Origin of the sequence: Mammaliicoccus lentus (genome assembly GCF_002902755.1) — a bacterium.
Lineage (GTDB): Bacteria > Bacillota > Bacilli > Staphylococcales > Staphylococcaceae > Mammaliicoccus > Mammaliicoccus lentus.
Genome location: NZ_PPRS01000006.1, coordinates 101,183 through 113,611 on the forward strand (window position 1 = coordinate 101,183; position 12,429 = coordinate 113,611).

The window sequence follows — 12,429 nt, forward strand, 5'->3', positions numbered from 1 at the left end:
ATTGATTTATTGACGTTGAGTATTCTAATTATTTTAGTGTAGTTCCGGAGCAATTACGTTAGTAAACAGTAATTCACTATAAACAAAAAATTCCGTTACATCTTCGTTTTTAGTAACGAGATGTAACGGAATTTACTTATTAGCGTCCTGAGAGGGATTCGAACCCCCGACCGACGGCTTAGAAGGCCGTTGCTCTATCCTACTGAGCTACCAGGACATTTATTAACTCATTTATTAACACAAGAATAATTATATCTAATTGCTGCAGTTTAATCAATACTTTTTAAAAAGAAAAAGGTTTATTAAATCGCTTTCGAGGTATTATTACACTCTTTTTGTGAAATTTTGATTTTTTTATTAATCTGTTAGTACGATATCATTTATTTTTACTGTATTTTCTTTATCTGCTCTGCAAATTGATTGATCTTCAAAGATTTCTACTATACTTGCATGTACAAGTCCATAAGCGCTTAATACGTATATATTTTCATTACGATGTACTTCATCTTCTTCACCTTTATTTATACAAAATTTTTCATTGTTTATAAGTGATGTTACACGCGTTCTTTCCATTTATACCCGCTCCCGATTTTGATTAATTGTAAATCTTTTAAATTTACTGTGAATTAATAGTCATATTATAAAACATTTATTTTACAAATGAAAGTTTATTCTTTAATTGTAATTAAAATGAGATATTCTCTTGAATATCTCATTTTTTATTTATAACTATTCATTTATACTAAATTTTTACAAATCATATTATATCTTTTTAAAGTATATTACAGAGCTAGTGATTGTTTTTCTAGTTCTTTATGATCTCTATTTAAGAATGATAAATTTACATTTTCTCTTTTTTCATCGAATTCTAAAATCGCATATGTTTCTTCCCAATCTCCTCTAGTTTGCGATATACTACCAGGATTAATACAATATACTCCATTTATAGATTCACATAATGCAACATGACTATGACCATAAAATGCAAATTGAGCACCTTCATTTGCTGCATGTGCACTTAAAACTTCTCTATTTGATTTAATATCATATCTGTGCCCGTGTGTATAGAAATATTTAATATTCTCTATTTCTCCACTATTTTCTATTGGAAATTGAGGGTCAAAGTCACAATTCCCTTTTACACGCTTGAATAAACTTAATTCACTGTCATCATAATTAAATTCAGAATCTCCTAAGTGTAAAAATAAATCTGCATTTTTATGATAGTCATATAATTCATGAAGTATACCTTGTTCTCCGTGATTATCACTAACAATTATCCATTTCATTGAAATCGCTCCCCTATATCTTCATTCATAAGTTTAATAGCATTTCCTCTATGGCTAATTGCACTTTTCTCAGCTGCAGTTAACTCTGCCATAGTTTTATCTAACGATGGCACAAAGAATATTGGATCATAACCAAATCCATTCTCTCCTCTTTGTTCATCTATTATTTCTCCTTGTACTTTTCCAACATAAGTTACTGTATCTTTTCCTGGTTCACTTACAGCAATAGCACATATAAATTCAGCATTTTTATTTTCTTTATCTTTTAAGTTAGATAATAATTTTTCAATATTAGCTTGGTCATCTTTAGGTTCACCAGCGTAACGTGCTGAGTATATACCTGGCTCACCGTATAAAGCTTCAACGGACAATCCACTATCATCTGCTATCACAATTTTATTTAATGCTTTAGAAGCTGTTTCTGATTTTAAGATAGCATTCTCTTCAAAAGTTGTACCTGTTTCTTCTACATCAAAATCTGGTGCAATTTCTGATATACCTATCACATTTGCTTTAGGAAATATCGCTTTAAAATCTTCAATTTTACCTTTATTATTTGATGCAATTATAATGTCTTTCATAGTAGTCTCCCCTTACAATGTTATTCTTTCTACTTCTACATTTTCTATATGTAACCATTCTGTTATCGTTCGTGTAATGTGCTCAACATCACCATTGGCAAAGAATTTGTGCTGTGGGTTTGGCGTATAATAAGAATGTTCATTGCTAAAAGTTAACAACGCACTTACTTCCCTTGCTGTTTCTAAACCAGATGATATAACAGACTTTTCACCATCAAAATATTGATTGATTTGATTATAAATCAATGGATAATGTGTACAACCTAGAATTACTGTATCTGAATCATCATATCTCCATTGTTTCAGTGTCTGATGGATAACGATACTTGTAATCGTCGGGTCTTTATATCTCATCTGTTCAACTAATGGTACAAATCCTGGACAAGCAATGCCTTTTACCTCTACTTGAGGGTTTATAGTCTTAATACTTCTTCTGTATGCTTCAGATTTAATAGTACCTTCAGTACCTAATACAAGAACACGATTATTTTTGGTTGTCATTATAGCAGTTCTTGAACCAGGATCTATTACACCTACAACTGGTATAGACAGTAATTCCTGTAAAGGTTTTAATGCTACAGCTGTAGCTGTATTACACGCTATAACTAACATTTTAATATCTTTTTTAACTAAAAAATTAGCAAGCTGTATAGTAAACTCTTTGACTTCTTCTCTCGACCTCGGACCATAAGGACATCTACCAATATCACCTAAATAATATATTGTTTCATTTGGTAATTGTCTCATAATTTCCTTAGCTACTGTCAAGCCTCCGACTCCTGAATCTATCACGCCTATTGGTTTGTTCATTGGTCTTCACTTCTCATTCTTTTTAACATGATATCTAAAGCTTCATTAAATTTGATTTTATCCTCGTCATTCATAACAGACAATAATTCTTCAGTATATCTTTGTCTTGCGTGAATCACTTCGTCAATTAAATGCTCGCCTTTTTCTAGTAATTTAACATGGAAAACTCTTTTATCATCAACAGATTGAATCCTCATTGCTAACTCTTTCTTTTCTAATTTATCAATGATGTCTGTTGTCGTAGAATATGCTAAAAATAATTTTTTAGATAATTCACCTATAGTAAGATTTTCATTTTCATATAACCATTGCAATGTTATAAATTGTGGTGGTGAAATATCATAAAGTTTTAATTGTGTTCTCGCTGTATATTTTGTTCTTTCTACAATATGTCTTAGAGAATATTCAATCTGTTTCGTAATATCTTCCATAATCGATGGTACCTCTTTTCAACTTCTTACTTATACACTTTATAATAACATATCAAATAACTTGAAGTTAATGAAATGAGTTGATTAAGCCTTATTAGTATAGATAAACATCCTTATATTAAAGCATAAAAAGAGCCAGTAAAAATTCAAAAATACAAGAATTTTTACTAGCTTATATAAACTGGACAATGATGTCACAGCACTAATATATAATATTAATATACTTGGTGATCTGAACCAAAGAATGATTTAAACATTTGAAATGTTGCTTCTCTGTTCATTGAAGCAATTGATGTAGTTAATGGGATACCTTTCGGACAAGCATTCACACAGTTTTGTGAACTACCACATTCTTGAATACCACCGTCAGACATCAACGCTTTAATTCTTTCGTCTTTTGTCATACTACCTGTTGGATGTAAGTTGAAAAGACGTACTTGAGAAATAGCTTGTGCCCCCATAAAATTATTATTTACGTTTATGTTAGGACATACTTCTAAACAAACACCACATGTCATACATTTTGATAATTCATATGCTGTTTGTCGTTTTTTCTCAGGCATACGAGGTCCAGGACCTAAATCGTAAGTACCATCGATTGGAACCCAAGCTTGTACTTTTTTCAAGTTATCAAACATACGAGAACGATCTACTTGTAAATCACGAACTACTGGGAATGCTTTCATTGGCTCAAGCTTTATAGGTTGTTCCAATTGATCAATTATTGCAGAACATGATTGACGCGCTTTACCGTTAATAACCATGGAACATGCACCACATACTTCTTCAAGACAGTTCATATCCCATGTCACAGGTGTCGTTTTCTCACCTTTTGAGTTAACAGGATTTCTTTGGATTTCCATCAATGCTGCAATCACGTTCATGTTTGGTCTATATGGAATCACAAACTTTTCGTCATATGACTGTGATTTGTCATTTTCTTGACGAGTTATGATTAATGTAATTGTTTTGTCTTCTTGATTTTGTCCTTGTGCATTTTGTTCAACTGTTTGAGAGTCTGCCATTATCATTTACCTCCTTTAGATTTCTGTGAGTAATCTCGTTTACGAGGTTCAATGTGACTAATATCAACATCTTCATATGAAAATTCAGGTGCCTCTTCAGCTCCTCTGAATTGTGCTATTGTAGTTTTTAACCATTCTTCATCATTACGGTCAGGGAATTCTGGTTTGTAATGTGCACCACGAGATTCATTACGATTGTATGCACCAATTGTAATAACCCTAGCAAGCACTAACATGTTCCATAATTGACGCGTAAAGAATACAGCTTGGTTACTCCAAGTTGACGTATCTTCCATATCAATATCTTGATATCTTTCCATTAATTCTACTATTCTCTTATCTGTTTCTAACAGTTTGTCATTATGACGTACAACTGTTACATTCGCCGTCATAATTTCGCCTAGCTCTTTGTGTAATTTATATGCGTTTTCAGTACCTTTTAGATTTAATAAGTGATCGAATTTTTCTTGTTCTTCGTCAATACGTTTTTGATATAATTCTTCATCTAACTCTGTATATGAAGTTTCGATATTTTTAACGTATTCCATTGCGTTAGGACCAGCTACCATACCGCCATAAATTGCAGATAATAACGAGTTAGCGCCTAATCTGTTACCACCATGCTGAGAAAAGTCACATTCTCCTGCAGCGAAAAGACCTTTAATATTGGTCATTTGATCAAAGTCTACCCATATGCCGCCCATCGAATAGTGAACAGCTGGGAATATTTTCATTGGGACTTTACGAGGGTCGTCACCAGTGAATTTTTCATATATTTCAATTATACCACCAAGTTTAACATCTAACTCATGAGCATCTTTATGTGATAAATCTAGGTATACCATGTTTTCGCCATTAATACCTAATTTTTGGTTTACACATACATCAAATATTTCACGAGTTGCGATATCACGTGGTACTAAGTTACCATAGTCAGGATATTTTTCTTCTAAGAAATACCAAGGTTTACCGTCTTTATAAGTCCAAATACGGCCACCTTCACCACGAGCTGACTCACTCATTAATCTTAATTTATCATCGCCCGGAATTGCTGTAGGGTGAATTTGGATAAATTCACCATTCGCGTATTTAGCACCTTGTTGATAAACAACAGATGCAGCTGAACCAGTATTAATCATTGAGTTTGTTGACTTACCAAAGATAATACCAGGTCCACCTGTTGCCATAATAACAGCGTCTGAACCAAATGATTCTATTTTAGCAGTTTTTAAGTTTTGAGCTATAATACCGCGAGCTGCATCTTCGTCATCTTTAACAATGCCTAAAAACTCCCAGCCTTCGTATTTAGTTACTAAACCTTGTACTTCGAATCTTCTAACTTGTTCATCTAATGCATATAGTAATTGTTGTCCTGTAGTTGCACCAGCAAAAGCTGTTCTATGATATAATGTTCCACCAAATCTACGGAAGTCTAAAAGACCTTCAGGTGTACGGTTAAACATTACGCCCATTCTATCTAATAAGTGGATAATACTTGGTGCTGCTTCAGTCATTCTTTTAACCGGTGTTTGGTTAGCAAGGAAGTCCCCACCATATACAGTATCATCGAAGTGAATAGATGTAGAGTCACCTTCACCCTTAGTATTAACTGCACCATTAATACCACCTTGAGCACAAACAGAGTGTGAACGTTTAACTGGTACTAATGAGAACAAGTCAACATGTGCACCTTTTTCCGCAGCTTTAATTGTTGCCATTAAACCAGCTAAACCACCACCGACAACAATAATTTTGTTGTTTGCCATAAAAATTGTCACTCCCCTAAAAAGTATAAATCTTATACGAACGCGAATATAGCTCTTAAGCCAATAATACTAATAACGATAAATACGAATAATGTTACATAAGTCATATAGCGTTGTGACTTAGGCGATTGTGTGATCCCCCAAGTGATACAGAATGACCATAAACCATTTGAGAAATGGAATATAACACTTAATACGCCGATAACATATAACGTTACTGAAATAGGATTAGATAATATATCTGAAACCATATCAAAATCAATATGATGTCCTAATGCTGCCTGTATACGCGTTTGATAAACGTGTACAGCAATGAATATAAACGAGATAACACCTGTTATACGTTGGAATAAAAACATCCAGTTTCTAAATAATGATTGTCTGCCTACATTTTCTTTAGCTGTAAACGCTATGTATAATCCATATATAGCGTGGAATAATATAGGAATATAAATTATTACCACTTCTAAAACGATTTTGAATGGTAAATGCCACATAAAGTCTGAAGCTTTATTAAATGCCTCTGGACTAATAGTTGCAAAATGGTTAATTACCAAATGCTGAATCAAAAATATTCCTATAGGAATTACACCTAACATTGAATGGATACGACGTAAAATAAACTGATTTTCGCTTGACGCCAAAAGAAGTCCCCCCTAACTTTAATCTATAACTCGATTGTGTCTATATTTTCTTTTATAACTGAAAACGATTACATGTGTATTAAAAAAAACACAATGAGCATTACATGTATATTGTAACATTATTACATAAGATTTTGGGTATGAGAATTATTCTCATACCCATATAATTGGATTTTCCATTGTAATATTACTCTTTACTATCAAGTTTTACTTTTAGGTTGTGGGCGACTTTCTGAGGCAATCCAATTTTCATAAATTCTTCTTCATTAGATTCTCTCATTTTTTTAATTGAACCAAAATGTTTTAATAAATTTTGTTTTCGTTTTGGTCCTATACCTTCTATTTCATCTAATACAGATTTTAAAGAAGTTTTTTGTCTTGTTGATCGATGGAATGTAATAGCAAATCTATGAACTTCATCTTGAATTCTTTGTAATAAATAAAAAGCTTGAGAATTTTTCTTTAGTGGTATAATTTCTGCTTGCGTACCATATAATAACTCAGAAGTTTGATGTTTATCATTTTTGCTAAGCCCTGCTATTGGAATATCTAAGCCTAGTTCATTTTCTAAAACTTCTCTTACTGAAGACATGTGTCCTTTACCACCATCGACTATAATTAAATCAGGAATTGGTAAACCTTCTTTTAATACTCTCGTATAACGTCTTCGAACTGCTTCTTGCATTGATTTATAATCATCGGGTCCATCAACTGTTTTAATTTTATACTTTCGATAATCTTTCTTGCTTGGTTTTCCATCTACGAAAGCAATCATAACAGAAACAGGATGAACACCTTGTATATTAGAATTATCAAAAGCTTCTATTCTAATAGGTGTTTGGATCCCCATTGAATCTCCTAAATCCTCAATAGCTTTAATTGTTCTAGATTCATCTTTAGCAATTAATTCGAATTTATTATTTAATGAAATATTAGCATTTTTAATTGCTAAATCTACCATTTCTTTCTTCTTACCTCTTTGTGGTTGTATAACTTTTGAATCAACAACAGACTCTACTGTTTTTTTGTCAAGATTTTTTGGAATGTGAATTTCTTTCGGTGTTAAATGTTGGTTTAACGTATAAAATTGACCAATAAATGTATAGAATTCTTCTTCAGCAGTTTGAATAATTGGAATCATAGAAGCCTGTCTTTCAATTAGTTTACCTTGTCTAATGAAAAATACTTGGATACATATCCAACCTTTATCTACTGAATAACCGAAGATATCTCGCATTGTCATGTCAGCTGACATCATATTTTGTTTGTAATTCAACATTTCAATATGCTTAATTAAATCTCTATATTCTTTTGCTTCTTCAAATTTTAATGCTTCACTTGCTGCATTCATTTTATCGTGTAGATCATTCACTATCGTTTTATCATCACCGTTTAAAAAGTCAGTAATTTCTTTAATCATTTGTTGATATTGAGCTTGTTCAACTGGATAAACACATGGACCTAGACATTGACCGATATGATAATAAAGACAAACTTTATTAGGCATTGTAACGCATTTTCTAAGTGGATATATTCTGTCTAATAACTTTTTAGTTTCTTGTGCTGCATATGCGTTTGGATAAGGGCCAAAATATTTACCTGAATTTTTCTTTACTGTGCGTGTTACGAGTAAACGTGGATGTTCTTCATTTGTTATTTTAATAAATGGATAACTCTTGTCATCTTTTAATAAAATATTATATCGTGGTTGATGCTTCTTAATTAAGTTTAATTCTAGTAACAAAGACTCTATTTCACTAGAAGTTACGATAAACTCGAAATCTCTTATTTCCCCGACTAAACGTGTTGTTTTTTCATCATGTGCTCCCGTAAAATAGCTTCTAACCCTATTTCTTAAACGTTTAGCTTTACCAACATATATTACTGAATTGTGTCTATCTTTCATAATATAACAACCAGGTTCTGTAGGTATAACTTCTAGTTTTTGTTTAATTTTCTTTTGGTAGTCTTCCACAAAATTCACCTACCTTTATAACTTTTTAATATTATTATATCAATAAATCGTCTACCTACCAAAACATACGTTCTATTTACAATGTGAAAAGAGTAGGATAAAAATCTAATTTTTAAATAAGATTTTATACTCCCACTCTAGCAATTCTAACTAGTATTGATAAAACGTTAATGGAACACATTAGTAAGCCAGTCAGTCATCTATTGCCAATATGACAAATCAGGCTGAGACATTGATTAATGTCCCAGCCTGATGATTGGATTTAAGATTAATAATGTTTAGCTAAAACTTGCTCTAGTTGTTCTTTAGGTTGGAAACCTACAACTTTATCAACAGGTTCGCCGTCTTTAAATACGATTAATGTAGGAATACTCATTACTTCATATTTAGCTGCTGTTTCTTGGTTTTCATCAACATCTAATTTAACTATATTTGCTTTACCTTCAACGTCTTTAGCTAAATCTTCTAATACTGGTGCAATCATTTTACAAGGTCCACACCAAGGTGCCCAGAAATCTACTAAATTAACGCCTTCTTTAATTTGTTCGTCAAAGTTTGAATCAGTTGCTTTTACTAATGCCATAGGAAATATCCTCCTTGATAATTAATGATATAGTGAGTATAGCACGGTTCATAGACCGATGCATGTTGTTTGCTCACACTGTATTGTACTTCATGATGTACTGTTAATCAATCACTTAAAATTAGGTGTTCTTTTTGAAATAAAAGCGTCAATTCCTTCTTGAGCATTTTCTGTTTCAATGATATCTACGAAATGTCTTTCCTCAATTTGATCACTTTCTAATGATATATCCAGATTAGACATTTGCTTAATTACTTTAATAGAATCTGATGATTTACTCGCTATGTTAAAGGCTAACTCTTTCGTTACATTATCTAATTCATTTTGTTCAACAATATCATTAAATAAATGTGATACATCTTCAGGCTTTATCATATCTCCAGTTAATGCGATTTGAAGTGCTTTATGTTGACCTATCATTGCGGATAGCCTTCTCACACCACCAAATCCAGGAAAAATACCTAAATTAACTTCTGGTAACCCTACTTTAGTGTCATTCGTTATAATTCTCATATCACATGCTAAAGCCAATTCTAAACCTCCGCCTAAGCATACGCCGTGAATAGAACTAATAACTGGTTTGTGGCATGTTTTAATCAATCTAAATAGTTTTGCACTTGTCGAAGCTAAATTTAACCTTTCATGCTTGGATAGTCCAAGGAATGATTTGATATCTGCTCCAGCTGAAAAACATTTCTCATTCCCTTTAATTACTATTACTTTAACATCATTGCCAAATCCTATTTCTTCTATAGCTCCTATAATTTGATTTAAAACCGCTTCGTTCAAAACATTTACAGGGCCATTATTAAGTTCAATAAACAAAACATTTTGTTCTATATTAGTTTTTATCATGACACTTCTCCTTATAAGAAAATTAAATAAGCGATACCTGCTATAAATGTTAAAGCAGAAATAACGATTAATACTTTAGCAAGCTTATACATATCAAAATTATCCAATATGTTTCCTCCTTATTTCAATGTCACTACAGTAACACCAAATCCACCTTCTGAAGGCATACCTGTCCTAAAGCTGTCGACTGAACGATGTCGTTTCAAATGTTCTGTCACACCTTTTTGTAACGCACCAGTACCTTTACCATGAATAATATTTACTGTACCATAATTTGATAAAACTGCTTGATCAAGATATTGGTCTAATTCTATCATAGCTTCTTCGTAACGATAACCACGTAAGTCTAAATCCATTTTTATAGTAGATCTATTGGTTCTTGGCACGACTTTTTGTGGTTGTTGTTTTTTCTTATCTAGTTTCTCTAAATCTTTAATTTCTATTTTCATCTTGAGAATACCCATCTGAACAATCGCTTCCTCATCACTAGCAATATCAATGACTTCACCTTTTTGTCCATACGATAATACTTTAACATCGTCACCTACTTCTATTTTATCATGACGTTCTTTCTGTACATTCTGTTTAATGGATTCTGCAGTATATTGGTTATCTAAACGTTTTTTGCGTTCAATTAATTCATGTTCTTTTACTTCAGCGCCAGATTTATCTCTCATATCTCGCAATTCTTGTAAAATGTTTTCTGCTTCTCTAGTTTTTTGTTTCACTTCTTGATTTGCTTTATTGCGTGCTTCATCCATTAATTGAGTCTTGAATTTTTCAAAACGTTGTAACTCTTGAGATAGTGATTGATGTAGTTCTTGTGATTCTTGTTTTAATTTTTCCACTTCAATTCTATCGTTTTCCACTGATTTAGCATTCTTTTCTAACGACTCAATCATGACATTAATTTCTTTCTCATCTTGACCAATTAGCGATTTAGCATGATTAATTAACTCATTTTTTAATCCTAGTTTTTTCGAAATTTCAAACGCATTAGATCTTCCTGGTATACCCATTAATAATTTATAAGTTGGTTTTAGAGTCTCTACATCAAATTCCACACTTGCATTCATCACTTTGTCTCTATTGTAACTATAAGCTTTAAGTTCTGGATAATGTGTTGTAGCCATTATTAATGCATCTCTTTCAATTGTATAATCTAATATACTCATCGCTAATGCAGCACCCTCACTTGGATCAGTACCTGCCCCAAGCTCATCAAATAAGATTAATGAATCTTTATCTGCGTGCTCGATAATATTAACAATATTCTTCATATGTGATGAAAACGTAGATAGAGATTGCTCTATAGATTGTTCGTCACCAATATCACAAAATACATTTTTAAATATTGTAATGATTGAACCGTCTAAAGTTGGAATTAATAAACCAGATTGCGCCATTAATGTAATCAAACCAACTGTTTTTAAAGTTACTGTCTTACCGCCTGTATTAGGACCAGTTATAATAACAGCATTTATATCTTCCTTAAATTCAATCGTATTGCTAACCACTTCATTTTCATTGATTAATGGATGTCTTGCTTTAGGTAAATATATAGCTCTATCTTCAGAAAGAATAGGTTTTGTTGCTTTTATAGTCGTACCAAATTTGGCTTTAGCAGTTATAAAATCTAAATGACCCATTATTTCTGTGCTTGTTAGTAATTCATAAGATACACCGCTAACTAGTTCTGTAAGAATATATAGCAATCTATCTCTTTCTTCTTTTTCTTTCACTTTTACTTGTGCAATCTGATTATGCATTTCAACAATTGCACTAGGTTCTATATATAAAGTTTGGCCGGATGCAGACTGATCATGTACGATACCACTGAAATCTTGACGGTATTCAGCTTTAACAGGTAATACATGTCGATCATTTCTCACTGTAACAATCGAATCTGATAATTTCTTCTGATTCGATTGAGATCTTACCATTTGTTCCAATCTTGATTTAATACGATCGTTCGTTTTTTTAATTTGATATCTCAATTCCGCTAATTTAGGACTAGCCGTATCAAATAAGTCATGTTCATCACATTGTTCATTTATTTGATTTAACAATTCACTGAGCACTGGTAATCGAGAAACTTGTTCGTCTATTATTGGATACAGAATATCTTCATCTTCTTCTACAATGCTTGCATAAAATGTTTTAAATCTATTTTGAACTTGTATATTTCTTTTAATTTGATTAAGTTCTTCGACATTTAATAAACTTCCTATTTCAGACCTTCTTACAAGAGATTTAATATCTTGTAATCCTGAATATCCTGGCACCCTATGTTTATTATATATTTGTGTCATTTCATCCGTTTCATTTAAACTATGTTGAACAGATGCATAATCATCACTTGGTTTAACCTCTTCAATTAAGCGTGTCGCAATGTCACTTGTAGCATGAGCTGACAATTTTTGAATAATTAAGGGATATTCAAGAACTTTTAATGTTTTTTCATTCATTT

At 32.0% G+C, this 12,429-nt stretch carries 12 protein-coding genes and 1 tRNA gene; all 13 read right to left on the reverse strand.

Annotated elements, in window-relative coordinates; all coding sequences use genetic code 11:
* Positions 1–143 precede the first annotated feature (143 nt).
* The 13 genes from CD135_RS03315 to CD135_RS03375 all read right to left on the reverse strand — a co-directional run bounded on the left by CD135_RS03315 (position 144) and on the right by CD135_RS03375 (position 12,427).
* Positions 144–217, reverse strand: a tRNA-Arg gene (locus CD135_RS03315).
* 140 nt (positions 218–357) lie between these two features.
* On the reverse strand, positions 358–573 hold the full coding sequence (locus CD135_RS03320; RefSeq protein WP_017000532.1) for a hypothetical protein: 216 nt from the start codon (positions 571–573) through the stop codon (positions 358–360).
* Positions 574–782: 209 nt separating this feature from the next.
* Entirely contained in the window at positions 783–1,289 is a 507-nt protein-coding gene (locus CD135_RS03325) for a metallophosphoesterase family protein (protein ID WP_103268814.1), read from the reverse strand.
* Positions 1,286–1,870, reverse strand: a complete 585-nt coding sequence (locus CD135_RS03330; RefSeq protein WP_064204082.1) for an XTP/dITP diphosphatase — start codon at positions 1,868–1,870, stop codon at positions 1,286–1,288. Before CD135_RS03330 ends, CD135_RS03325 begins: the two co-directional genes overlap by 4 nt.
* A 12-nt stretch (positions 1,871–1,882) precedes the next feature.
* Positions 1,883–2,680, reverse strand: a complete 798-nt coding sequence (gene racE, locus CD135_RS03335) for a glutamate racemase (RefSeq protein WP_017000529.1) — start codon at positions 2,678–2,680, stop codon at positions 1,883–1,885.
* Complete coding sequence (locus CD135_RS03340; RefSeq protein WP_064204083.1) at positions 2,677–3,111, reverse strand: MarR family winged helix-turn-helix transcriptional regulator; 435 nt, start codon at positions 3,109–3,111, stop codon at positions 2,677–2,679. Before CD135_RS03340 ends, racE begins: the two co-directional genes overlap by 4 nt.
* A 215-nt stretch (positions 3,112–3,326) precedes the next feature.
* Positions 3,327–4,136 carry a succinate dehydrogenase iron-sulfur subunit gene (sdhB, locus tag CD135_RS03345; RefSeq protein ID WP_017000527.1) on the reverse strand — a complete coding sequence of 270 codons (810 nt, stop codon included), beginning with the start codon at positions 4,134–4,136 and terminating at the stop codon, positions 3,327–3,329.
* Positions 4,137–4,138: 2 nt separating this feature from the next.
* The gene (sdhA, locus tag CD135_RS03350) at positions 4,139–5,902 is read right to left on the reverse strand and encodes a succinate dehydrogenase flavoprotein subunit (RefSeq protein ID WP_103268815.1); all 1,764 of its coding nucleotides are present in this window, start codon (positions 5,900–5,902) and stop codon (positions 4,139–4,141) included.
* Positions 5,903–5,934: 32 nt separating this feature from the next.
* Positions 5,935–6,546: a succinate dehydrogenase cytochrome b558 subunit gene (locus tag CD135_RS03355; protein WP_017000525.1), complete on the reverse strand. Its 612-nt coding sequence runs from the start codon at positions 6,544–6,546 to the stop codon at positions 5,935–5,937.
* 187 nt (positions 6,547–6,733) lie between these two features.
* Positions 6,734–8,521: an excinuclease ABC subunit UvrC gene (gene uvrC / locus CD135_RS03360; protein ID WP_064204085.1), complete on the reverse strand. Its 1,788-nt coding sequence runs from the start codon at positions 8,519–8,521 to the stop codon at positions 6,734–6,736.
* Between the two features lie 268 nt (positions 8,522–8,789).
* Entirely contained in the window at positions 8,790–9,104 is a 315-nt protein-coding gene (trxA, locus tag CD135_RS03365) for a thioredoxin (RefSeq protein ID WP_017000523.1), read from the reverse strand.
* A gap of 111 nt (positions 9,105–9,215) precedes the next feature.
* Entirely contained in the window at positions 9,216–9,959 is a 744-nt protein-coding gene (locus CD135_RS03370) for an enoyl-CoA hydratase/isomerase family protein (protein ID WP_064204086.1), read from the reverse strand.
* Positions 9,960–10,078: 119 nt separating this feature from the next.
* Positions 10,079–12,427 carry an endonuclease MutS2 gene (locus CD135_RS03375; protein ID WP_103268816.1) on the reverse strand — a complete coding sequence of 783 codons (2,349 nt, stop codon included), beginning with the start codon at positions 12,425–12,427 and terminating at the stop codon, positions 10,079–10,081.
* Positions 12,428–12,429 lie beyond the last annotated feature (2 nt).